At 59.5% G+C, this 23,127-nt stretch carries 27 protein-coding genes; 11 read left to right on the forward strand and 16 right to left on the reverse strand.

The features are described from left to right. Positions 1–237 precede the first annotated feature (237 nt). The 3 genes from KGA89_RS25190 to KGA89_RS25200 all read left to right on the forward strand — a co-directional run bounded on the left by KGA89_RS25190 (position 238) and on the right by KGA89_RS25200 (position 2,045). Entirely contained in the window at positions 238–405 is a 168-nt protein-coding gene (locus KGA89_RS25190) for a rubredoxin (protein ID WP_003177199.1), read from the forward strand. A 24-nt stretch (positions 406–429) separates the two neighbouring features. Continuing rightward, the gene (locus KGA89_RS25195) at positions 430–1,578 is read left to right on the forward strand and encodes an NAD(P)/FAD-dependent oxidoreductase (RefSeq protein ID WP_223472791.1); all 1,149 of its coding nucleotides are present in this window, start codon (positions 430–432) and stop codon (positions 1,576–1,578) included. 191 nt (positions 1,579–1,769) lie between these two features. Next, entirely contained in the window at positions 1,770–2,045 is a 276-nt protein-coding gene (locus KGA89_RS25200; RefSeq protein WP_003177201.1) for an HU family DNA-binding protein, read from the forward strand. Between the two features lie 140 nt (positions 2,046–2,185). On the opposite strand, the gene KGA89_RS25205 is transcribed toward KGA89_RS25200, so the two are convergent. Next, positions 2,186–3,277 (reverse strand): aminopeptidase, encoded by a 1,092-nt coding sequence (locus tag KGA89_RS25205; protein WP_003196410.1) that lies wholly within the window; start codon positions 3,275–3,277, stop codon positions 2,186–2,188. Between the two features lie 58 nt (positions 3,278–3,335). Here KGA89_RS25205 and KGA89_RS25210 point away from each other — a divergent pair, with 58 nt between their 5' ends. Together KGA89_RS25210 and KGA89_RS25215 are read left to right on the forward strand one after the other, a co-directional pair. Further along, positions 3,336–3,749, forward strand: coding sequence for a hypothetical protein (locus KGA89_RS25210; RefSeq protein WP_003196412.1), 414 nt, complete (start codon positions 3,336–3,338; stop codon positions 3,747–3,749). A gap of 40 nt (positions 3,750–3,789) precedes the next feature. Then, positions 3,790–4,215, forward strand: a complete 426-nt coding sequence (locus tag KGA89_RS25215) for a hypothetical protein (protein WP_003196415.1) — start codon at positions 3,790–3,792, stop codon at positions 4,213–4,215. A 6-nt stretch (positions 4,216–4,221) separates the two neighbouring features. On the opposite strand, the gene KGA89_RS25220 is transcribed toward KGA89_RS25215, so the two are convergent. Then, the gene (locus KGA89_RS25220) at positions 4,222–4,455 is read right to left on the reverse strand and encodes a DUF1161 domain-containing protein (RefSeq protein ID WP_003196417.1); all 234 of its coding nucleotides are present in this window, start codon (positions 4,453–4,455) and stop codon (positions 4,222–4,224) included. Between the two features lie 149 nt (positions 4,456–4,604). Next, entirely contained in the window at positions 4,605–5,036 is a 432-nt protein-coding gene (locus KGA89_RS25225; protein WP_003196419.1) for an OsmC family protein, read from the reverse strand. A 239-nt stretch (positions 5,037–5,275) separates the two neighbouring features. On the opposite strand from KGA89_RS25225, the gene KGA89_RS25230 reads away from it, so the two are divergent. After that, entirely contained in the window at positions 5,276–6,277 is a 1,002-nt protein-coding gene (locus KGA89_RS25230) for an LLM class flavin-dependent oxidoreductase (RefSeq protein WP_058544936.1), read from the forward strand. A gap of 54 nt (positions 6,278–6,331) precedes the next feature. Here the strand turns inward: KGA89_RS25230 and KGA89_RS25235 are convergent, their stop codons facing one another. After that, on the reverse strand, positions 6,332–6,556 hold the full coding sequence (locus tag KGA89_RS25235; protein ID WP_003196422.1) for a DUF1161 domain-containing protein: 225 nt from the start codon (positions 6,554–6,556) through the stop codon (positions 6,332–6,334). 115 nt (positions 6,557–6,671) lie between these two features. After that, positions 6,672–6,887, reverse strand: a complete 216-nt coding sequence (locus tag KGA89_RS25240) for a dodecin (RefSeq protein WP_003196424.1) — start codon at positions 6,885–6,887, stop codon at positions 6,672–6,674. Between the two features lie 155 nt (positions 6,888–7,042). On the opposite strand from KGA89_RS25240, the gene KGA89_RS25245 reads away from it, so the two are divergent. After that, positions 7,043–7,369: a YqjD family protein gene (locus tag KGA89_RS25245; protein WP_003196426.1), complete on the forward strand. Its 327-nt coding sequence runs from the start codon at positions 7,043–7,045 to the stop codon at positions 7,367–7,369. Here KGA89_RS25245 and KGA89_RS25250 read toward each other — a convergent pair. After that, positions 7,342–8,259 carry a LysR family transcriptional regulator gene (locus tag KGA89_RS25250; RefSeq protein WP_003196429.1) on the reverse strand — a complete coding sequence of 306 codons (918 nt, stop codon included), beginning with the start codon at positions 8,257–8,259 and terminating at the stop codon, positions 7,342–7,344. The two genes, KGA89_RS25245 and KGA89_RS25250, sit on opposite strands and share 28 nt — an antisense overlap. 112 nt (positions 8,260–8,371) lie before the next feature. Between KGA89_RS25250 and trpB the strand changes: the two genes are divergently transcribed. Beyond that, positions 8,372–9,604: a tryptophan synthase subunit beta gene (gene trpB / locus KGA89_RS25255; RefSeq protein ID WP_003196431.1), complete on the forward strand. Its 1,233-nt coding sequence runs from the start codon at positions 8,372–8,374 to the stop codon at positions 9,602–9,604. Beyond that, positions 9,604–10,416, forward strand: coding sequence for a tryptophan synthase subunit alpha (gene trpA, locus KGA89_RS25260; protein WP_223472792.1), 813 nt, complete (start codon positions 9,604–9,606; stop codon positions 10,414–10,416). Before trpB ends, trpA begins: the two co-directional genes overlap by 1 nt. Before the next feature lie 83 nt (positions 10,417–10,499). On the opposite strand, the gene KGA89_RS25265 is transcribed toward trpA, so the two are convergent. The 10 genes from KGA89_RS25265 to KGA89_RS25310 all read right to left on the reverse strand — a co-directional run bounded on the left by KGA89_RS25265 (position 10,500) and on the right by KGA89_RS25310 (position 20,335). Beyond that, positions 10,500–12,461 (reverse strand): DUF4105 domain-containing protein, encoded by a 1,962-nt coding sequence (locus KGA89_RS25265; protein WP_013691997.1) that lies wholly within the window; start codon positions 12,459–12,461, stop codon positions 10,500–10,502. Beyond that, positions 12,458–12,778: a DUF2388 domain-containing protein gene (locus KGA89_RS25270; protein ID WP_003187020.1), complete on the reverse strand. Its 321-nt coding sequence runs from the start codon at positions 12,776–12,778 to the stop codon at positions 12,458–12,460. Before KGA89_RS25270 ends, KGA89_RS25265 begins: the two co-directional genes overlap by 4 nt. 27 nt (positions 12,779–12,805) lie before the next feature. Next, a complete protein-coding gene (locus KGA89_RS25275; RefSeq protein ID WP_003196438.1) occupies positions 12,806–13,114 on the reverse strand; it encodes a DUF2388 domain-containing protein in 309 nt (102 codons plus the stop codon). Positions 13,115–13,220: 106 nt separating this feature from the next. After that, complete coding sequence (locus tag KGA89_RS25280; RefSeq protein WP_003196441.1) at positions 13,221–13,538, reverse strand: DUF2388 domain-containing protein; 318 nt, start codon at positions 13,536–13,538, stop codon at positions 13,221–13,223. Between the two features lie 341 nt (positions 13,539–13,879). Next, a complete protein-coding gene (locus KGA89_RS25285; RefSeq protein WP_003187014.1) occupies positions 13,880–14,095 on the reverse strand; it encodes a DUF1127 domain-containing protein in 216 nt (71 codons plus the stop codon). A gap of 319 nt (positions 14,096–14,414) precedes the next feature. Continuing rightward, complete coding sequence (locus KGA89_RS25290) at positions 14,415–15,908, reverse strand: acetyl-CoA hydrolase/transferase family protein (protein WP_223472793.1); 1,494 nt, start codon at positions 15,906–15,908, stop codon at positions 14,415–14,417. A gap of 199 nt (positions 15,909–16,107) precedes the next feature. Continuing rightward, positions 16,108–17,544, reverse strand: a complete 1,437-nt coding sequence (locus tag KGA89_RS25295) for an NAD(P)(+) transhydrogenase (Re/Si-specific) subunit beta (RefSeq protein WP_003196445.1) — start codon at positions 17,542–17,544, stop codon at positions 16,108–16,110. Beyond that, a complete protein-coding gene (locus KGA89_RS25300) occupies positions 17,544–17,867 on the reverse strand; it encodes an NAD(P) transhydrogenase subunit alpha (RefSeq protein ID WP_003196446.1) in 324 nt (107 codons plus the stop codon). The genes KGA89_RS25295 and KGA89_RS25300 overlap by 1 nt, the downstream gene beginning before the upstream one ends. Before the next feature lie 15 nt (positions 17,868–17,882). Next, positions 17,883–19,004 (reverse strand): Re/Si-specific NAD(P)(+) transhydrogenase subunit alpha, encoded by a 1,122-nt coding sequence (locus KGA89_RS25305; protein ID WP_003196448.1) that lies wholly within the window; start codon positions 19,002–19,004, stop codon positions 17,883–17,885. Between the two features lie 434 nt (positions 19,005–19,438). Further along, positions 19,439–20,335 carry a LysR family transcriptional regulator gene (locus KGA89_RS25310; protein WP_003196450.1) on the reverse strand — a complete coding sequence of 299 codons (897 nt, stop codon included), beginning with the start codon at positions 20,333–20,335 and terminating at the stop codon, positions 19,439–19,441. A gap of 156 nt (positions 20,336–20,491) precedes the next feature. Between KGA89_RS25310 and KGA89_RS25315 the strand changes: the two genes are divergently transcribed. Then, complete coding sequence (locus tag KGA89_RS25315; RefSeq protein WP_003196452.1) at positions 20,492–21,673, forward strand: acyl-CoA dehydrogenase; 1,182 nt, start codon at positions 20,492–20,494, stop codon at positions 21,671–21,673. A 13-nt stretch (positions 21,674–21,686) separates the two neighbouring features. Beyond that, complete coding sequence (locus KGA89_RS25320) at positions 21,687–22,907, forward strand: CaiB/BaiF CoA transferase family protein (RefSeq protein WP_003196454.1); 1,221 nt, start codon at positions 21,687–21,689, stop codon at positions 22,905–22,907. The last annotated feature ends 220 nt before the right edge of the window (positions 22,908–23,127 follow it).

A 23,127-nucleotide genomic window follows, 5' to 3' on the forward strand; every position in this document is an offset into this window, starting at 1 on the left:
GGCGACAGCAGGGGCTGGGGCAGCCATTGGAGTGTTGGAAATATCGAATTTGTATGCGGCACAGAGGTCTTGAATGGCAGCAAATGAGGGCGCGAGCTTACCATGTCGGTCGGTGATTTTGACTGGCCCGGCTGGCTGCCCTGCTGATCGTGCTTGCATCTGTCGCAACCGATCAGTACAAAACGCCCTGAGCCGGAAAATACCGGCCAAGGCCTGACATCTTGAGGAAGTACTGGAATGAAGAAGTGGCAATGTATCGTCTGCGGCCTGATCTACAACGAAGCTGACGGCTGGCCTGACGATGGCATCGCGCCCGGCACTCGCTGGGAGGACGTACCGGCAGACTGGCTGTGCCCGGACTGCGGCGTCGGCAAAATGGATTTCGAAATGATCGAAATCAACTGATCGTTTCATCAAATGGAGAGCAACATGAGTGCACCTGTCATTATCGTCGGTACTGGGCTGGCCGGTTACAACCTGGCCCGGGAGTTTCGCAAGCTCGATAGCGAAACCCCGCTGCTGCTGATCACCGCGGATGACGGTCGCTCGTACTCCAAACCTATGCTCTCCACAGGCTTTGGTAAAAACAAGGATGCCGACGGCCTGAGCATGGCCGAACCGGGGGCCATGGCCGAGCAACTCAAGGCCGAAGTTCGCACCCACACCCGTATCAGCGGCATCGATCCGGGCCACAAGCGGCTGTGGATCGGCGAAGAGGCGGTGAGCTACCGTGACCTGATCCTGGCCTGGGGCGCCGAAACCGTGCGCGTGCCGGTGCAGGGCGATGCGGCGGAGCTGATTTTTCCGATCAACGACCTGGAAGACTACGCACGCTTCAGGGCCGCGGCCGCTGGCAAGCGTCGGGTGTTGTTGCTTGGCGCCGGCCTGATTGGTTGCGAGTTTGCCAATGACTTGAGCCTGGGCGGCTACGAAGTGCAACTGGTGGCGCCGTGCGAGCAAGTGATGCCGACGCTGTTGCACCCGGCCGCTGCCGCAGCGGTCCAGGCCGGGTTGGAAAGCCTTGGCGCGCGTTTCCACCTGGGCCCGGTGCTCAACCGCTTGCAGAAGGTCGCCGACGGGCTGGAGGCGCACCTGTCCGACGGCCAGGTGATTGCCTGTGACCTGGTGGTCTCGGCCATCGGCCTGCGCCCACGCATCGATCTGGCAGCCGCGGCGGGCCTGGTGATCAACCGCGGCATCGTGGTCGACCGTCACCTGAAAACCTCACACGCCAACATCTACGCCCTGGGCGACTGCGCCGAGGTCGATGGCTTGAATCTGCTGTATGTCATGCCGCTGATGAGCTGCGCCCGGGCCCTGGCGCAGACCCTGGCCGGCAACCCGACGGCCGTCAGCTACGGCGCCATGCCGATTACGGTAAAAACCCCGGTGTGCCCACTGGTGGTATCGCCACCACCGCGAGGCAGCGAGGGCGTGTGGAGCGTCGAAGGGCAGGGCGCGGACATCAAGGCGCTGTGCCGCGACGCGCAAGGCAACCTGCTGGGCTACGCCCTGACAGGCACGGCGGTGATGGAGAAACTGGCTCTGAACAAGGAACTTCCACCCCTGCTGGCGTAAATACTGGTCGTTCTGTCGCAAAAACCCTACTTTTGGTCCCACAAAGGTCGCCCGGCCACTGGCGCCGTTTTCGGCAGCGTGCCATCCTCACTCCCGTCTGCCGCAGAGTAGAGCCTGCGGCGCCTTAGGGGCCGTTCCAAAGAGAACGGCACGGACATAACAACAAAAAAACCGTCAAAGGGGCTTCATTCATGCGTAAACCAGAACTCGCCGCCGCCATCGCGGAAAAAGCAGACCTCACCAAAGAACAAGCCAACCGCGTCCTTAACGCCGTCCTGGAAGAAATCACCGGCGCCCTGCACCGCAAGGACAGCGTCACCCTGGTGGGCTTCGGCACTTTCCTGCAACGCCACCGCGGCGCCCGCACTGGCAAGAACCCACAGACCGGTGAGCCGGTGAAGATCAAGGCCAGCAACACCGTTGCCTTCAAACCAGGCAAGTTCCTGAAAGACAGCGTCAACCCGTAATTGCTGCAAGTACCTCAGCCAGGGGGAAGAAAGCGGCAATCAAAAGGGCATACCGATGAATCGGTATGCCCTTTTTTGTGCTGGGCTGGCCATGGCGAGGCATCCAATGTGGGAACGAGCCTGCTCGCGATGATGTCCGCCTAATCCGCGGAAGTCTTCGGCGCTGCCAACGCTTTCAAGGCCGCCTTGCGCTCATTGATCGGCAATTTGCCGAGCTTTTCCACCGCCGCATAAAACCCGACCCAGTCCCCGCCCTCCCGTCTGAACAGCGCCGCAAACGCCGGCACCCACTGGTCATACAGCCCGAACGGCAGCAACCGCGCATTGTTCAGTGGGGCATAGACCCAGGCATCGTAGCGTTTGTCGCCGCTCCATTGGGTGTCGCGCAACTGCTCATAGTCGGTGCGCAGGCGTTCGAATGCCTGTGCCTTGCGTTGGCGCATCTGTTCGGTTGGCAGGGGTTGGGTGTAGAGCTTTTCCAGGCGCTGGCGGGTGTCGAGGATCAATTGGATGAATTGGTCGCGCTGGCGCACCTGTTTGCCGTTATCCGGCGCCAGCCCTCGACTGGCTCGCCATTGCCGGCTGCCTTCCTGCTCGACGAAGGTGGCGAAGGACTCATTGAATTCGGTGTCGTCCTTTACATAAAAGCGCTGGTGCGCCAGTTCATGGAAGATCAGCGTCGCCAGGCGTTCGTCGCCCCAATGCATCATCGAACTCAGGATCGGATCGTTGAACCAGCCCAGCGTCGAGTAGGCCTCTACACCACCGATCGACACGTCCATGCCCTGCAAGCGCTGCAATGCGGCCTCGCCACGGGCGGCTCCCTGGCTGTAGTAACCGCGATAAGCCACGCAACCGGCAATGGGGAAACAATGATTTTGCGGCGCCAGGGAAAACTCTGGCGTGGTGAAGACATTCCAGACTACGAACGGTCGGCCAATGTCTGCATACAGGCGATAGCTTTTATTGTTCGGCAAATGCAGATGATCACTGGCGAACGTCCGTGCCTCACGCGCCTGGGCCAGGTGCGCCTTCAGTTGGGCATCGCGAGCAGGGTCGGCAATGACCTGGTCGATAGGCTCCCGGGCCTGCAACAACCGCAGTTGCCCACCGACGAGCTGGCTGTAATAACCGGCGCTTGTGCAACCGTTCAGTAACAAAAGCAGGAGGCCTGGAAACAAAATCCGGAAAACACGGTCGAGTAACCGATGGCTTGAATGCGGCCTGATCAATTGGAATCACCCTGGGAAGTCTGCCCACAAGACTATCTCGCTTGCCTGGAGCTTCGCTATGCGCGTGTTGATGCTGACGAGCGGCCTGTTGCTGCTGACCGGTTGTGCCGGTTTGCCTGATCCTGATCCATCCCAAGCGTGGATCGACCTGGGAAACCAGCAGGACACCGCGCTGCAAGCGCTAAAGGTCGATGACAAGACGTCCATTGACCGGCGCTATTTCGAAGTGCAACCCGGCAGCCATGAACTGACGGTGCGTTATCAATTTGCCGTCGAGCCCGGCAACATCGGCCCGGATGCCGAGCCGCTGTGGCGTGATTGCCGGTTGAACGTGAAATTCAAGGACTTCAACGCGGGCCAACGTTACCAGTTGCAAGCCGGCAGCATCGGTTTCCGGCCATGGGCCAAGCTTTACGATCGGCAACGCAAGGTGGTGGGGCAAGGTACACCGGCGGGCTGCCAACAAACTTGATTGGCGCTATGCTCAATGCCTGATTGTCAGGAAACTCACCATGCGCTTACGTCTGCTGTTACTGGCCCTGGTCTCCATGAGCGGTTGTGCAACGAGCCCGCTGCCCCAGGTCGATTCGAACATGGCGTGGATCGATTTCGCTACCCCCATGCCGGGCGGCAAAATGCTGATGGCTGAGGGCCTGGATGGCCAGCGACTGCGAGACGGACGGTTCTTTCAGGTTTCGCCGGGCAGCCACGAACTGAAAGTGCGCTTCGACTTCGAGGTGTTTAGCGGCGGTGGGCTGGGTATGCAAGCCGAACCGCAGGAGCGGCTGTGCTACATGCTCGTGCGTTATGACCATTTCGAGGCCGGCCAGCGCTATCGATTGGAAGCTCGCAACCTGGCGTTCACGCCCAGCGCTCGGCTCTATGATGCCAAGCGTCAAATCGTGGCCGAAGAGCGACAAGTCAATTGCGTTCCGTAGGGCGTCCTAGCGGTCGTTCTTCTGGTAGATGATTTTCTTCGTGCCGTTTTCGCAAGTGCCCACCACCATGTTCTGGTCGTGGACTTCGTCGTTGGTGACGATTTCCAACGTGTAGGACGACACGTTATTGGCCTGGATCTTCGCTTCGATTTCCGCTTTCAGCTCTTCGCAGGATTTGGGGGCTGCAAGGGCTGAGGCAGCGAATGCGCAACCGATGACCACCAGGGCTGATCGTTTCATGTTCGAATTCCTCATGGCAGCGCGCACTGCCTGTGCGCTGAAACTGCAGGCTTCATTCGATCATAATTGCGCCAGGGTAAACAGCTCGACCGTATTCAAGAAATCGCAGCCTTCGGCAGCGCCTGCGAAGGCTGCGACCCTTTCATGCGTCAGTTCACCAGCGTCGCATCCAAGGTGATCTGGGCGTTCAGTACCTTGGAAACCGGGCACCCTTCCTTGGCCTTCTTGCTCAGTTCGTCGAATTGCGCCTGGCTGGCGCCGGGGATTTTCGCCTTGAGTACCAACTTGACTGCCGTGATCGCGAAACCGCCATCGACCTGGTCCAGGGTCACTTCAGCGTTGGTGTCGATGCTGTCGGCCTTGAGCCCGGCATCGCCGAGGATCATCGAAAAGGCCATGGAAAAGCAGCCGGCATGGGCTGCGCCGATCAATTCCTCCGGGTTGGTGCCCTTGCCGCCTTCAAAGCGCGCCTTGAAGCCATAGGGCGCTTCGCGCAGCACACCGGTTTCCGTGGAAATGGAGCCGATACCGGTTTTCAGGTCACCTTCCCAATGAGCCGATGCTTTCTTGATGATAGCCATGTCTGCCTCCTGAAGATCCGGCGCGAGAGACGCGCCTGGGTATTTTTTTAACTGTCTGGGTTGTGAGGATAGACCGCCCGGAAAAGTTCACCTTGTCGATTAGCCGACGAATTTAGTAGGAAAATTCTTCGCAGGGATTGAAACTCGGGTATATGCCCACATTGCATGGAACACACCTTTAGAAACGGCAGGCTTTTGCCCTCGGGAAAAGCCCGGAACGCCGTTGGAGATCCCGGCCCATGAAACAGCTGTCCGAAGTGAAATTCTCAACCCTCGATCTGGTGCCTGTCCGCGCCGATGGCAATGCCGCCCAGTCCTTGCGCAACTCGCTGGACCTGGCACAGCACGTGGAAAAATACGGTTATACCCGCTTCTGGGTAGCCGAACACCACAACATGGATGGTATCGCCAGCTCCGCGACGGCGGTGCTGCTGGGGTATCTGGCGGGGGGGACTTCGACCATTCGTGTCGGCTCCGGCGGCGTCATGTTGCCCAATCACGCGCCGTTGATCATCGCCGAACAGTTCGGCACGCTGGAAAGCCTCTACCCGGGTCGAATCGACCTGGGGTTGGGGCGTGCGCCCGGTTCCGACCAGATGACTGCCCGGGCGCTGCGTCGCGAGCGCTCCGGCAGCGCGGACGATTTCCCTGAAGACGTGGCCGAGCTGATGCGCTACCTCGGCCCGCGCACCCCGGACCAACGCATCATCGCCATGCCCGGCACCGGGACCAATGTGCCGGTATGGTTGCTGGGGTCGAGCCTGTTCAGTGCGCAATTGGCCGGTGAACGCGGTTTGCCCTACGCATTCGCCTCCCATTTCGCACCGCGTTACATGCACGAGGCAATTCGCATCTACCGCAACCACTTCAAGCCGTCGGCGGTGCTCGACAAGCCTTATGTGATGCTCGGCGTGCCGCTGGTGGCGGCGGACACGGATGAACAGGCCGATTACCTGGCGACGTCGGTATACCAGCGGATCCTGGCGTTGATGCGCGGCCAGAGCCTGGTGCAGCGTCCGCCGGTCGAAACCATGAACGGCCTCTGGTTGCCCCATGAGAAAGAAGCGGTTGGCGATTTCTTGGGGCTGGCCATGGTCGGCGGTCCGCAGAAGATTCGCGCCAAGCTGGAGGTGCTGATTGAGCAAACCCAGGCCGATGAGCTGATTTTCACCAGTGACCTGTATGAGCATGCCGATCGTTTGCACTCATACGAGTTGCTGGCGCAGGTCATGAAAGGCTGAATGACGCGCATAAAAAAGCCGACGCACTGCGTCGGCTTTGACGTTCGAAAAGAATCATTTTTTATAGACGATTTCTTTCGTGCCGCCCTCACAGGTGCCGACGACTTTTTGTCCGTCAGCCGCTGCGCCCTTATCGACGATTTCCAGCGAATAACCTGACACGCCCTTGCCATCCAGCTTCGCTGCGATTTCGCTTTTCAGCTCTTCGCAGGGCTTGCCGGCCGCAAACGCGCCACCGGCAAGGCTCAGCAAACCCAGGGCTACCATCAACTTTTTCATCGCTCGCACTCCATGGTCGGATCAAATAGGGCAGGTATTGGCAAAACAGAATGCGCATACCATAGCGCATCGCCATTCCCTATGGCACTCCGCCAGCGTGCAAGTTCATCGCTCCTCAGCTATTCACAATCCGGAACCCGACTTTGAGGGTGACCTGAAAGTGCGCGGCCCGGCCGTTTTCAATGTGTCCGCGGGTTTCCGTGACTTCGAACCACTCCAAGTGCTTGAGGCTTTTGCTGGCCTCGGCCAGGGCATTATTGATGGCGTCTTCAATGCTGGTGGGAGACGAACCGACCAGCTCGACTTTTTTGTAAGTGTGATGATCACTCATGAGGTTCTCCTTGGTTGTTTTTAACAGCCTAGCAGCGATTTTTCGTCATACGTGTGTCGCCGTTTACGCGCTGAAGTTCAGATTTACTGCACTTTCAGAAACGGCCGCAGTCCCAATTCACACACGCCACTCAACCACTGCAGGAGAGAGCCACCATGGCCAGCAATTCGTTACGCAAAGCCTCGTTGCAAAGCATGGAAGCGGAGATCGAGAGTCTGCTCAAGTCGTTGGAAAGCCTGAAGGACGACGCTTCGGACGAGTCGCGTAAGACCCTCAAGTCGCTCAAGGCCAATGCCGAGAACGCCCTGAAACATTCTCGCCATCTGCTCAGCGACGCGTATGAAGAGGTCAAGGTGAAAACCCGTGAAACCGGGATCGCCACACGCGACTACGCGCAGGAACATCCATGGACCACGGCCGGCGTCGCGGTCGGTGCGCTTGGTTTGCTGGCTGCTTACTTGCTGTGCAAACGCGGAGACTGAGTCGGTTGGCTCAGCTCATGCCTGAGCCACTGGGCCAATTGCCGAGCGCGTCCATCTGCGGCTCGCTTGGGTAGCCACAACGCCAGTCGCGCCGCCGTTTCATCGAAACCCCACGGCGCGACCAGGCGACCGGCACGCACGTCCTCGGCCACCAGCGGCTCGGGCGCGATCGCCACGCCAAGCCCCGCTACGGCGGCCTCCAGCAAATAATACAGATGCTCGAATCCTTGCCCGAATTTCAATGCCCGGGGATCAAGGTCGTTTTGCTGTGCCCAGGTCGGCCAGGCCTGTGGGCGGGAGGTGGTGTGCAGCAACGATTCGTCCAGCAATGCGCTGGTCGGTGCGGCCTGCAAGCGGGCGAATCCGACGTAGTGCGGGCTCATCACGGGGCCGATCCGCTCGCTCACCAGTTCATACACCTGCATGTCGGCCGGCCAGGGTGGTTCGGCGAATACCAGCAAGGCGTCCAGTCCCGGTCGCCGGGGGTCCAGGTCGCCCTCGCCGGCGGACAGGTGCAGGCGCAAGTCAGGCAGGTCGGCATTGAGCCTGCCCAGGCGGGGAATAAACCAGCGTGCCAGCAAGCTTCCCGAGCAGCCCAGGACAAACGGGGCATCGGCCGTGCTTTGCGTCAGCTCCGCGCACACGCTGCGTAACCGCTCGAACGCGTCAGTGCTGGCATCGCGCAGACGCATGCCGGCATCTGTGAGTTTCAAGCCGCGTCCATCCTTGATGAACAGGCTGACACCTAAATGCTCTTCCAGCACCTTCAGCTGTCGACTTACAGCGCCATGGGTGACGTGCAGCTGTTCGGCCGCCTGGCTTACGCTGTTCAAGCGGGCGGTGGCCTCGAAGGCGCGCAAGGCGTTGAGGGGGGGAAGGTCGTGGCTCATGTTATCTGTGAGTTTTTCTGACAGGTTGTGGCGATCTTATCGGTTTTCAGTGGCGGATGTCAGGGGTAGAGTGAGCCTCATTGTCTTTCAACGCATTTGCTTGGAGCGCCCGATGACCCAGCCTACGACCCCTTTCAACCTGCGCAGCGGTCCCGATGCCAACGGCCTGTTCGGTGCGTTCGGTGGCCGCTATGTGGCCGAAACCCTGATGCCGCTGATCCTTGATCTGGCCCGCGAATACGAAGTGGCGAAGGAAGATCCGGCGTTCCTCGAAGAATTGGCCTACTTCCAGCGCGACTACGTCGGACGTCCGAGCCCGCTCTACTTCGCCGAGCGCCTGACCGAATACTGCGGCGGTGCCAAGATCTATCTCAAGCGTGAGGAGCTGAACCACACCGGCGCACACAAGATCAACAACTGCATCGGCCAGATCCTGCTGGCGCGGCGCATGGGCAAGAAACGCATCATCGCCGAGACCGGCGCCGGCATGCACGGTGTGGCCACCGCCACGGTGGCCGCGCGTTTTGGCCTCGATTGCGTGATCTACATGGGCACCACCGACATCGAGCGCCAGCAGGCCAACGTGTTTCGCATGAAGCTGCTGGGCGCTGAAGTGATCCCGGTGGTCGCTGGCACCGGTACCCTGAAAGATGCAATGAACGAGGCCCTGCGCGACTGGGTCACCAACGTCGACAGCACGTTCTACCTGATCGGTACCGTGGCTGGCCCGCATCCGTATCCGGCGATGGTGCGTGACTTCCAGGCTGTGATCGGCAAGGAAACCCGCGAGCAGTTGCAAGCCCAGGAAGGTCGCCTGCCGGACAGCCTGGTGGCGTGCATCGGCGGTGGCTCCAACGCCATGGGCCTGTTCCACCCGTTCCTGGACGACAAGAGCGTCGAGATCATCGGCGTCGAAGCCGCCGGTTATGGCATCGAGACCGGTAAGCATGCGGCGAGCCTGAACGGCGGCGTCCCCGGTGTACTGCACGGCAACCGCACCTTCCTGTTGCAGGACGACGATGGTCAGATCATCGACGCCCATTCGATTTCCGCCGGTCTCGACTACCCCGGCATCGGTCCGGAACACGCCTGGTTGCACGACATTGGTCGCGTCCAGTACACCTCGGTGACCGACGCCGAAGCTCTGGAAGCCTTTCACAAATGCTGCCGACTGGAAGGGATCATTCCTGCATTGGAAAGCGCCCATGCCCTGGCGGAAGTGTTCAAACGCGCACCGAACCTGCCGAAGGATCACCTGATGGTGGTCAACCTGTCCGGCCGTGGCGACAAAGACATGCAAACCGTGATGCACCACATGGAACAGTCCCAGCAGGAGAAACACTGATGAGCCGCCTGCAAACCCGTTTTGCCGAACTCAAGGAACAGAACCGCGCCGCCCTGGTGACTTTCGTCACGGCTGGCGACCCGGACTACGACACCTCGCTGGCAATCCTCAAGGGCCTGCCAGCGGCCGGTGCCGATGTCATCGAGCTGGGCATGCCGTTCACCGACCCGATGGCCGACGGTCCGGCGATCCAGTTGGCGAACATTCGTGCCTTGGGCGCCCAGCAGAACCTGGCGAAAACCCTGCAGATGGTTCGTGAGTTCCGCAAAGACAACAGCGAGACGCCGTTGGTGCTGATGGGCTACTTCAACCCGATCCACCGTTATGGCGTGCAGCGTTTCATTGGCGAGGCGCTGGAATCTGGTGTGGATGGCCTGATCGTTGTGGACATGCCGCCCGAGCACAACAGCGAACTGTGCGAACCGGCCCAGGCAGCAGGCCTGGACTTCATCCGCCTGACCACGCCAACCACCGACGACATGCGTTTGCCAACGGTGCTCAATGGTAGTTCCGGCTTTGTATATTACGTATCGGTGGCGGGTGTGACCGGTGCCGGTGCCGCGACGCTGGAGCATGTGGAAGAAGCCGTGGCGCGCTTGCGTCGCCACACCGATTTGCCGATCAGCATTGGTTTCGGTATCCGTACGCCGGAGCAGGCTGCGGCCATCGCACGATTGGCTGATGGTGTGGTGGTTGGCTCGGCGCTGATCGACCATATCGCCAATGCCGATACGTCGGAACAGGCAATCGATGGCGTGTTGAGCTTGTGTGCCGCCCTGGCCGATGGTGTGCGCAAGGCGCGTGTCAGCTGATTGTTGATCCTCCTGCAGCATGAAAAAAGGGGTTCAGAACTTGGTTCTGGACCCCTTTTTGTTATCGCTTCAAGCAGTGCACGTCAGGGCAATTCCAACCCGCCCCCGGCCTTGTGCAGTCTGCGCAAATGCTCGCCGATCGCTTTCACATTGGCCTCGCTGGCAGCAATTTCAGCGGCGCGACTCGGCTCAAGCAATGCCCGGACTTCCTTGTCCAGGTCACCTGTCAGCGTTTGAAGCTGTTTCTGGCGCAAGCTGCTTTCCGACTCCAAGCGTTGCCACTCGCTGGGTTGCGGCAAGCCATAGCCGCTGCTGCCCAGCAGTTCGGCCGGACGGCTCAGGAAGCCGCTGTTGGCGAGGATCTGCTGCAGCGTTGCATTAGCCCTTTCCATGCCGCCATTCTGCAATTCACGGGCTCCGAGATAACGTTGTTTGACTTCATCCTGGGCCAACAACAGTTGCCGACGATAACTGGCCTGTTCCAGCAGCAACAGCGCCGCGCTGGTGCGCAGGTCGGCCTGTTCGAACCAGACGCGGCGTTCGGCGGCGTCCAGGGCCAGCCAGTCTTCCACCGTTTGTTGCTTGATCGGCAGATACTTCTTCAGCACATCGAACATCGCCTGGTATCGCTCGCGGAATGAGTCGAAGCGGTAGCCCAGGCGCAGGGCTTCCTTGGGATCATCCAGCACGCTGGTATCCGCCAGGCCCCGGCCCTTGAGGACTTCCAGCAAGCCGTTGGGCATGATGCTGTCCAGGCCCTTGAGCTGCTCGTTATTGCTGCCGCTGCGCAACAGCTTCAAGCTTTCCACGGCGCAGTTGTTGGACAGGAAGTAATAGTTGCCGTCGTAGCTCCAATGCATTTCGGCGGCGTGCTCGACCGTTTCCTCGATCTCGGTGCGCGATAGGTTCAGCGGCACCGATGCCAGGCTGCGCAGTTCGGTCTTGGTGTATTCATCGATCACCTGGGCCAACGGCAATACGAACAGGCGCGACGGGTATTTGCCGACCAGCCCGTCCCAACTCGATAGCTGCACATCGCCGACGAAGGCGCGGTACGACAGCACCAGGTGTTGGTCCAGATCCAGTCGGCAGTCCGGGCCACGTGGGCGACCTGGTGCGCAGATCACCAGCCGGAGCATGCTGTGGCCCCAGCGGCTCACCCAGTTCTGGTTGGCTTCGGCCAGCAGGTAATCAATGGCATAGACCCGTTCTGGATCGACCTTGCCCAGCGGTGTCTTGGCGAAGTCGTTGCCGGCATTGAGGAACGCGAACGATTTGGCGCAGGTGTCCTTGGCGGCGGGTGCCCAGCCGAAGTGTTCCTGGTAATAGCGATACAGGGCGGGACGTCGGCAGGCGTAGCTCGGGTCGAGGAGAAAGTACTCCATATTGACCGCGACGAACTCCTTGGGGCTGCTCGTTTCATAGAGGTCCGGGCTGCGGGCGACCTGGCGGTTGTGCTGTTCCCGCTCTCCGCGACGGCCGACGTATTGCGGCCAGCCGGCGAGGTCCAGCAAGCGCGGATCATCGCTGAGGGTGAAGCGGCGGTCGTTCTGGCCCCGGCATTCATCGGGAAGACCGATCAACCCGGCGCTGCTGTTGCGTCGAGTGCAACGCTGGATCAGCGCCCGCTCGGGATCTGGCCAGAGACGCGAGCGGTCATAAATGTGGGTCAGTTCGTGCAAAACGGTGGCGAGCATTTCCCGTCGTACGGTGCCATGGGGGCGACGGGTCTTTTGCGTCGCGGCGCTGCCGTCGACAAGGCTGTCGAGCAGGTTGCTATTGAGGTCCAGTTGCGACACCAGCGAGGCCTGGCCGTAGGCGTTGGCCGGCATCTGGTCGGTCCAGCCGACATCGATGCGTCGGTCCAGCCGCTCGATGAAGCGCGGCGGCAGCGCCTGCATGGCTTCATCGAGCAGCGCCTGGCTGGCCTGCTGTTGCGCCGGGCTCAGTCCTTCGACGTTGAGGTGCAGTCGCAGGCCGGCCTGGGCCATGCTGCCCGTGAGCAGCAAGACCCCGGCCGCCAGCCAGGCGGCGAACCGCCTCACAATGCGAGGATGGCTTCGGCGAGAACCTGGTCACTGGCGTCGCGGGCTTCCGGCACGCGGGTGCGCAAGGTGTCGAAGGCGGCCTCGAGATGAGCGCCACGAATTTCACCATTGCTGGCGACAAAACTGGCTGCATCGTCGTGGGCTTCGCGGACGATTTTCGAATCACGGATGGAGGTGGTGGTGTCGGAAGTGAAATCAATCGTGCGCTGAGAAGCGCGAACGATGATGTTACTGGTGGCTACCAGGGTATGTGCCTGGGCCACATCGGCCAACACCAGCAGGCCTAGGGCGGCAGCAATCAGCGGGCTACGCATGGAACGACTCCGGAGAAATAAGGATAACTATTGGACGAGAATTGCCTGTGCCAGTTCAAGGTCGCTGACGTGAAGTTTTGGCTGGGTCCGGCGCAGGTAATCCAAGGCCGATTCCAGCTGTGCACCTCGCAACTGCCCGTCGCTGGCAATGAAGGCCGCGGCGTCATCGTGAGCGGCGACGATCAGTTTATGGTCGAAGGGCGCGGAGGTCACCATGCTCGTGGCATAGACGCTGACCACCACTTGCTGGGTGGACACATCGAAGGCATGGGCCGGAACAGACCAGCAAAAAACTACGAAGAAAGACGCGATGAACAGATCTGAGTAAAAGCGCATGGGACTCGACGGTTGATGGCGAGCCTGAAGGCTAGCGCAAACCTGCGGGCCAGAGCCAGCGCTGAAACATCGGAACACCATTGGGTGCCCGATGTTTCATGTTGCATCAGATTACCAGGATGGCCTGGGCCAGCTGCGCATCGGTGGCGTTGAGCTGCGGTGCCTGCTGGCGGATGTAATCCAGGGCACTTTCCAGTTTCACACCACGGATGGCGCCTTCGCTGGCCACGAAGCTGGCGGCATCATCACGGGCGGCCTGAACGATCTTGTTGTCCCGCAGTGATGAGGTTGCATCGGAGGTCACGTCGGACGTGGCCTTGAGTGCGCCGACAATGGAGTCAGTGGTGACGATAAAGCTGCTGGCGTTGGAGTGGGCGGCTACGGCCAGCAGGGCAACTGCGCTGAGCAGGCGGAGACGGATCATGAGAAAACTCCTTGAAGGATGAGGATACCGGTGCGTGTAGCTGGAAGAGGAGACGCATGCTCGACTCGCTTCGCCACGTTCGCATCGATATTAGGACAGAACGCCTTGGGTGACAGCCCTTTGCGACGGTCATCGGCAGCATGATGCCCGCATTGGGAGCTACGGCTCAAGATGAACTGTACTGGTATGTTTTTAATATTCTTGAAACTGTTATATCTCTCCGGTCTTCCAAAAAACAGGGCCGGAAACGACAAGACCCGTCGCGGTTTCCCGCGACGGGTCTTGTTTGTTCAATTCGGTGCTGGCGGTGGACCCGGTGGGTCAGGGCCAGCGACGCTGAGTTAGCGCCAGAACGGCTTGCTCAGCTCTTCGTAACGTTGTGCTTCGCTGATACCGGCGTCAGCCAGCAGGCGCGAATCCAGACGAGCCAGTTGGTGGCGGCTGGCGATGCGGCGCTGCCACAACATCAGGTTAGCGATAACGCGAAGAGGCAGGGAAGCCTGGTTTTTTTCAGCTTTGTCTTCGAAAAACAGCTCGGAACTGAGTGTACGTTCCATGGTTGACATCCTTCCGCTTGTGGCGGGATTAGGTAGTGGTTTAACTGGTGCCCATGATCCTCTCGTTTGGCCAGTCTCTCTAGATACAGTTCACCTGTATTGTGAGAGACCAGTTAACTGTTAAAGAGCGGTGTACTGGTCAATATTGAGGCAACTGTACCTATCTGCACAGTAATGGTGCGTTTTAGGTGGTTGACAGAAGTTTTGTGGGAAAAGACTGTAAGAAAACACCGGTACAGCAGTACAGTTTTTGTCGAGTCAGGCTCGGGTGACGGCCTTCAATCAAAACTGTATTTGCGATAGCGGTGATCCAGCTGTATCAGACGGCCAACATGCGCCCGGTCTCTTCGAGGTTGACGTGCCAACTCAGTGCATCGCGCAGGATGTGCGGGGTATGTCCACCCAGGGCGCAGGCTGCTTCGAAATAATCATTCAGAGCTTGGCGGTAGGACGGGTGCACGCAGTTGTCGATGACCACTCGTGCCCGCTCCCTTGGCGCCAGGCCGCGCAGGTCGGCCAGGCCGATCTCGGTCACCAGGATGTCGACATCGTGCTCGGTATGGTCCACATGGCTGACCATCGGTACGACACTGGAAATGGCACCGCCCTTGGCAATCGACTTGGTAACGAAAATCGCCAAGTGGGCGTTGCGGGCGAAATCCCCCGAACCGCCAATGCCATTCATCATCCGAGTGCCGCAGATATGGGTGGAGTTGACGTTGCCGTACAGGTCGAACTCCAGCGCGGTATTGATACCGATGATGCCCAGGCGGCGGACGACCTCGGGATGATTGGAGATCTCCTGTGGGCGCAGGACCAGTTTGTCCTTATACCTTTCCAGATTTCCGAATACATCGGCGTTGCGTCGGCTCGACAGGGTGATAGAGCTGCCGGAGGCGAAGCTCAGCTTGCCAGCGTCGATCAAGTCAAATGTCGAGTCCTGCAGAACCTCGGAATACATGGTCAGGTCTTCGAACGGGGAATCGATCAGCCCGCACATCACGGCGTTGGCGATGTTGCCAATCCCGGCCTGCAACGGCCCGAGCTTGTTGGTCATGCGCCCAGCCGCAACTTCCTGCTTGAAGAAGTCGATCAGATGATCGGCGATGGCCTGGGTGTCGCTGTCCGGTGACGCGACGGTCGAAGGCGAGTCCCCTTGGTTGGTGATGACAATGGCGGCAATTTTTTCCGGCGGGATCGGGATAGCGAGGCTGCCAATACGGTCGTCGACTTTCACCAGGGGGATTGGGGTGCGGGTCGGGCGATAAGTCGGGATATAGATGTCGTGCAGCCCTTCCAGGTTCGGGTTGTGGGCCATGTTGATCTCGATGATCACTTGCCGGGCGAAGATGGCGAAACTGGCCGAGTTACCTACCGATGTGGTCGGTACGATATGCCCTTGCTCGGTGATGGCCACCGCTTCGATCACGGCAATGTCGGGCAGCTTGAGCTGGCCGTTGCGCAATTGTTCAACGGTTTCCGAGAGATGCTGGTCGATGAACATCACCTCGCCTGCGTTGATCGCCTTGCGCAACGTGCTGTCGACCTGGAATGGCATACGCCGCGCCAGCACGCCGGCCTCGGTGAGTTCCTTGTCGAGATCGTTACCCAGGCTCGCCCCTGTCATCAGGCTGATTTTCAGCGGAGTGACCTTGGCGCGCTCAGCCAGGGCGTGGGGCACTGCTTTCGCTTCTCCGGCGCGGGTAAAGCCGCTCATGCCGACGGTCATGCCGTCCTGAATCAACAAGGCTGCTTCGGCAGCGCTCATCACTTTATTCAATAACGAAGGCAAGCGGATGCGATCACGGTACATAGGTTGTTATCTCGGGCTGGAAAGCAAGATGCGCAGTCTAGTGAATTCGCGCGGTGCCCGACCCGCTACAAAGGTCGCATTTAAGGCCTCTATTACGGGTGTTTCAGGCAAAACATTATTACCGGATCGGTAACGTTCGGCCTTGATACAAATCAAAACGCCCCGACGAGTCGGGGCGTTGATGGCGAAGCCGTGAGTGTTATTCCACTGCTTTGACCATGTCTTCAATGACCTTCTTGGCGTCACCGAACACCATCATGGTCTTGTCGAGATAGAACAGCTCGTTGTCCAGGCCGGCATAGCCGCTGGCCATCGAGCGCTTGTTGACGATGATGGTCTTGGCCTTGAAGGCCTCGAGGATCGGCATGCCGGCAATCGGCGACTTCGGATCGTTCTTCGCCGCCGGGTTGACCACGTCGTTGGCGCCCAGTACCAGCACCACGTCGGCCTGGCCGAACTCGGAGTTGATGTCTTCCATCTCGAACACCTGGTCGTAAGGCACTTCGGCCTCGGCCAGCAGGACGTTCATGTGCCCGGGCATGCGACCGGCCACCGGGTGGATCGCGTATTTGACGGTCACGCCGTGGTGGGTCAGCTTCTCGGTCAGCTCTTTCAGCGCGTGCTGCGCTCGTGCCACCGCCAAGCCATAGCCCGGCACGATGATCACCGTGTCGGCGTTGGTCAGCAGGAAGGTCGCGTCGTCAGCCGAACCGGATTTCACCGGGCGGGCTTCTTTCGAACCGGCCGGGCCAGCAGCATCTGCTGTGTTGCCGAAACCGCCGAGCAACACGTTGAAGAACGAACGGTTCATCGCCTTGCACATGATGTACGAGAGGATCGCACCGCTCGAACCCACCAACGAACCGGCAATGATCAGCATCGAGTTATTCAGCGAGAAACCGATACCTGCTGCGGCCCAACCGGAATAACTGTTGAGCATCGAGACCACCACCGGCATGTCCGCGCCGCCGATCGGGATGATGATCAGCACGCCCAGGACAAACGCCAGGGCCAGCATCAAGGCGAACGCGCCGAGGTTACCGGTGAACATAAAGGTCAGGCCCAGGCCCAGCGTTGCCAGGCCCAGGATCAGGTTGAGCTTGTGCTGACCACCAAACTGTACCGGTGCGCCCTGGAACAGACGGAACTTGTACTTGCCCGAGAGCTTGCCGAACGCGATCACCGAACCGGAGAAGGTAATTGCACCAATGGCTGCGCCGAGGAACAGCTCCAGGCGGTTACCCGCCGGAATCGAATCACCCAGTTGCTTGACGATGCCCAGGGATTGCGGCTCGACGACCGCTGCGACAGCAATGAACACCGCCGCCAGGCCGATCATGCTGTGCATGAACGCCACCAGCTCCGGCATCTTGGTCATCTCGACGCGCTTGGCCATGATCGAGCCAGCGGTGCCGCCGATCAGCAGGCCGACGATGACGTAGCCGATGCCGGCTGTCGCTAGCTCAGCGCCCAGCTTATAGATGAGGCCCACAGTGGTAAGCACCGCCAGCGCCATGCCGAGCATGCCGAACAGGTTGCCTCGGCGTGACGTGGTGGGGTGCGACAGGCCTTTGAGGGCCTGGATGAAGCAGATCGACGCGATCAGGTAGAGCGTCGTTACCAGGTTCATGCTCATTACTTGGGCGCCTCTTCTTTTGCGGCTTTCGGGGCTTTTTTCTTGAACATCTCAAGCATGCGGCGCGTCACCAGGAAGCCACCGAATACGTTGACCGCGGCCAGGGCCACGGCGAGGGTGCCCATGGTCTTGCCCAGAGGCGTTACGGTCAGCGCGGCAGCGAGCATGGCGCCGACGATCACGATCGCCGAAATGGCGTTGGTTACCGCCATCAACGGCGTGTGCAGCGCGGGTGTTACGTTCCAGACCACGTGATAACCGACATAAATCGCCAGCACGAAGATGATCAGGTTGTAGATACCGGGGGAGATAAGCTCTTCCATTGTCTGAATCCCTGCTTAGGCGTTTTTGCGGATGACTTGGCCGTCGCGGCACATCAGGCACGCGGCAACGATGTCGTCTTCCAGGTTCACGTCGAACTGACCTTCCTTGGTGAAGACCAGCTTCAGGAAGTCCAGCAGGTTGCGGGCGTACAGCGCCGAAGCGTCAGCCGCGACTTCACCGGCCAGGTTGGTCGGACCGCAAATGGTCACGCCATTCTCGACAACCACCTGATCGGCCACGGTCAGCGGGCAGTTACCGCCCTGGGCTGCCGCGAGATCGATGACCACCGAGCCGGGTTTCATCTGCGCGACGGTTTCGGCGCTCAGCAGCGTCGGTGCCTTGCGGCCCGGAATCAATGCGGTGGTGATGACGATGTCCGCCTGCTTGGCGCGCTCGTGCACCGCTTGGGCCTGGCGCTGCATCCAGCTGGCCGGCATCGGCCGGGCGTAACCACCGACGCCGACGGCGCATTCACGTTCTTCGTCGGTTTCGTAAGGCACGTCGACGAACTTGGCGCCGAGGGATTCGATTTGTTCCTTGACCGCCGGACGCACATCCGAGGCTTCGATCACCGCGCCCAGACGCTTGGCCGTGGCAATCGCCTGCAACCCGGCCACGCCCGCGCCGAGAATCAGCACGCGCGCCGCTTTCACGGTGCCTGCGGCGGTCATCAGCATCGGCATGAAGCGCGGGTAGTGGTGGGCGGCCAACAGTACGGCTTTATAGCCGGCAATGTTCGCTTGAGACGACAGCACATCCAGGCTTTGGGCGCGGGAGGTACGTGGCGCGGCCTCAAGGGCGAAAGCGGTGATGCCGCATTCGGCCAGCTTGGCGATGGTTTCGTTGTTGAACGGATTGAGCATGCCCACCAGAACGGTGCCGCTCTTGATCAGCGTCAGTTCGCTGTCGCTGGGGGCAACCACCTTGAGAATCAGCTCGGCCCCGAATGCATCACTGGCACTGCCAATGGTTGCGCCCGCCGCCTCATAGGCACTGTCGATAACGCTGGCCTTGATGCCGGCGCCGCTTTGAACAGTGACTTTATGGCCTTGGCCAATCAGCTTCTTGATGGTTTCCGGGGTAGCAGCAACCCGTGTTTCACCCGTTTGGGTTTCGAGGGGAACACCAATGTGCACGTCAAATCTCCTGCGTGATCTTATTGAGTAAACCCAGGCACTTCGGATGGTGCGGCTGGGGCGGCCGATCAGCACGATCCCGCCAAACCAGGCGGGGCGCGGCATTTTGCAGGCGAAAATTCAGCCCTTCAAGGGATTATGACGGGTGACGGAAAATTAACTACAAGTCACCCTGTGACCGAATGTCGCAATTATCGATCGGCATCCCTTGTAGGCCGTGCTTTCCAAGGATTCAGGTTCAAATTGACAACTTTTCCCATCGGCCAGGTGAATAGGCCCTGATGCGCTGCACAATATGGCTCAAAGCCATGTATTTAAACGCTTTGGAGACTACTGCACGGGCTTCATAACAGATTGACTGAATGCGACATAAACTTATATCTGTAGCGACCTTTGTTAGTTGACTACCTAAGTAAGCCTTAGGCTTTTCCTTTTTAATCAAGGAGATAGCTAGTGGCCTGCTTCACTAGCCAATCGCGAAAAGCTCGAAGAGAGGCGGATTCGACCTTTCGCTCTGGAATCATCAGGTAGTAGGCCTTGATGCTCGATAGCGCGCTACGGTTGGCCACGACCAGTCGTTTCTCTGCCAGCTCGCGCTGGATCAGGAAGGGCGGAATCAGCGCAATGCCCATGTCGTGCATGGCCGCTTGGGCAAGCATGGAGAATAGTTCATAACGCGGGCCTGTCAGGTCTCGTGCAATGTTCAGGTTCTGGGCATTGAACCACTGGCGCCATGCATACGGGCGAGTGGTCTGTTGGAGCAAGGGCAATTCGGCGATGGCCTCTGGTGTCAGGCTCGTCCGATCTCCCAGTAAGGTAGGGCTGCATACCGGCATCGGATTTTCGCCCATCAGTTTGTGGGATTCGGTACCGGACCAGTCCGCATCACCAAAATAGATGGCGGCGTCAAACTCTGTGTCCGCAAAGAGAAAGGGCCTTGTGCGGTTGGTCAGGTTGACGGTGACTTCCGGATGCTGCTGCTGGAAATCCTTGAGGCGTGGTAGCAGCCATTGAGTACCGAAGGTTGGAACCACGGCCAGTTCGATCACGTTCGCACCGGTGTGTCCCATCACTGAAAGAGCGTCGCGCTCGACGGCATCCAGTTGGGTGGCGACTCGACGGCTGTAGGAAAGGCCGGCTTCGGTCAGTTTGACGCCTCGACGCGAGCGTCGGAAAAGCTCCACGCTGAGGAAGTCTTCCAGGCTGGCGATTTGTCGGCAGATCGCGCCCTGCGTAAGAGAAAGCTCGTGCGCAGCCTTGGTGAAGCTCTCATGACGTGCGGCAGCCTCGAAACTGATCAGGGCGGTGGTGCTGGGGATTTTACGGCGCATGTACGCAAGCCTCACTCAATATCGACATAAACGGGGTTTATGGCGTTTACGGAGTGAGAAATTAGCACAAGATAGTGCGCAATCCTCGTTTGCCCTTGTAGGAAAGCGCGCCTAGGATCAATCCACGATTTTCATTTAATTGGCGAGGACTCTTTCATGGCCGGTAAAGCGAGCTTCAACTGGATCGATCCATTGTTGCTGGATCAGCAGCTCACCGAAGAAGAACGCATGATCCGCGACACTGCTGAGCAGTTCGCCCAGCAGAAGCTCGCGCCGCGGGTGCTGGAAGCGTTTCGTCATGAGAAGACCGACCCGGCGATTTTCCGCGAGATGGGTGAGATCGGCCTGCTGGGGGCAACCATTCCTGAGCAGTACGGTGGCAGTGGGCTGAACTACGTCAGCTATGGCCTGATCGCTCGTGAAGTCGAGCGCGTCGATTCCGGTTATCGCTCGATGATGAGCGTGCAGTCCTCGCTGGTCATGGTGCCGATCAATGAATTCGGTACCGAGGCGCAAAAACAGAAGTATCTGCCGAAGCTGGCGTCTGGTGAATGGATCGGTTGCTTTGGGCTGACCGAGCCGAACCATGGTTCCGACCCGGGCGCGATGATTACCCGGGCGCGCAAAGTGGAGGGCGGCTACAGCCTGACGGGTAGCAAAATGTGGATCACCAACAGTCCGATCGCCGACGTCTTTGTCGTCTGGGGTAAGGACGACGCCGGCGATATCCGCGGCTTCGTGCTCGAGAAGGGCTGGAAGGGCCTGAGTGCGCCGGCCATTCACGGCAAGGTCGGGTTGCGCGCCTCGATCACTGGCGAAATCGTGATGGACAACGTATTCGTTCCAGAAGAGAACATCTTCCCGGATGTCCGTGGCCTGAAGGGCCCTTTTACTTGCCTGAACTCGGCGCGCTACGGCATCTCCTGGGGCGCCTTGGGGGCCGCTGAGTTCTGCTGGCATACCGCTCGCCAGTACACGCTGGACCGCCAACAGTTTGGGCGTCCGCTGGCTGCCAATCAGTTGATTCAGAAGAAGCTGGCCGACATGCAGACCGAAATCACGCTGGCCCTGCAGGGATGCCTACGTCTTGGACGTATGAAAGATGAGGGCACGGCGGCGGTCGAGATCACCTCGATCATGAAGCGCAACTCCTGCGGCAAATCCCTGGATATCGCTCGCATGGCGAGGGACATGCTGGGTGGCAACGGTATTTCCGATGAGTTTGGCGTCGCTCGTCATCTCGTGAACCTGGAAGTCGTAAACACCTACGAAGGCACCCACGATGTTCATGCGCTGATCCTGGGGCGTGCGCAAACCGGTATCCAGGCGTTCTATTAATAGGGGAACGTCCATGGGCGCGCTTTCGCATCTGCGGGTATTGGATTTATCGAGGGTCCTGGCCGGGCCGTGGGCCGGACAGATCCTGGCGGACCTGGGGGCTGATGTCATCAAGGTCGAGCGTCCCGGCAATGGTGACGACACCCGCGCCTGGGGGCCGCCTTTCCTGAAGGATGCCCGAGGCGAGAACACGACCGAGGCTGCTTATTATCTGTCGGCCAATCGCAACAAGCAGTCGGTGACCATCGATTTCACGCGTCCGGAGGGGCAGCGGCTGGTGCGAGAGCTGGCGGCCAAGTCCGACATCCTGATCGAAAACTTCAAGGTTGGCGGGCTGGCGGCTTATGGTCTGGACTATGAGTCGCTAAAGGCGATCAATCCGCAATTGATCTACTGCTCAATCACTGGGTTTGGCCAGACCGGCCCTTATGCCAAGCGTGCTGGGTATGACTTCATGATTCAGGGGCTGGGGGGCTTGATGAGCCTGACCGGTCGCCCTGAGGGCGATGAGGGTGCGGGGCCGGTGAAGGTGGGGGTCGCGCTGACGGATATCCTCACGGGGCTGTATTCGACTGCTGCTATTTTGGCGGCGCTGGCGCATCGTGATCATGCCGGCGGCGGGCAGCACATCGATATGGCCTTGCTGGATGTTCAAGTGGCTTGCCTGGCCAATCAGGCGATGAACTACCTGACCACGGGCAACGCGCCGAAACGGCTGGGCAATGCACATCCGAACATCGTGCCTTATCAGGATTTTCCTACGGCCGATGGCGATTTCATCCTTACGGTGGGTAACGACGGCCAGTTCCGAAAATTCGCTGAGGTTGCCGGTCAACCGCAGTGGGCTGATGACCCGCGTTTTGCCACAAACAAGCTGCGGGTGGCGAATCGGGCGGTGTTGATTCCGTTGATTCGTCAGGCGACGGTGTTCAAGACTACAGCCGAGTGGGTGGTTCAGTTGGAGCAGGCGGGTGTGCCGTGTGGGCCAATCAACGATCTTGCCCAGGTGTTTGCCGATCCCCAGGTGCAGGCACGTGGATTGGCGATGGAATTGCCTCACGTACTGGCTGGTAGCGTGCCTCAGGTGGCGAGTCCGATTCGACTCTCCGAGACGCCGGTGGAATATCGCAATGCGCCCCCTTTATTAGGGGAGCATACGCTGGAGGTCCTGCAGCGAGTGTTGGGGCTGGACCAAGCAGCGGTGACGGCGTTCAGAGAGGCGGGGGTTCTTTGAGTCTTCTCTTCTATATAGAGGGAGGTTCTTAAGGACAAAAGCAGCGGGTTTGCCCGTGTTGCGCAACTTATTGATAGAAAAGCGTAAATAGGGGTTGACGGCAGATTCTGGAAGTCTATAATTCGCCCCACTTCCGGCGCAGTCGAAACGGAAAACTCCTTGAGATTCAATGAGTTAAGTAAGTTTCGAAGGTGTTGGGCTTCAGTTCATCGAAGCACGG

Source organism: Pseudomonas sp. A-RE-22 (assembly GCF_019956035.1).
In the GTDB taxonomy this organism is placed as follows: Bacteria; Pseudomonadota; Gammaproteobacteria; order Pseudomonadales; family Pseudomonadaceae; genus Aquipseudomonas; species Aquipseudomonas brassicacearum.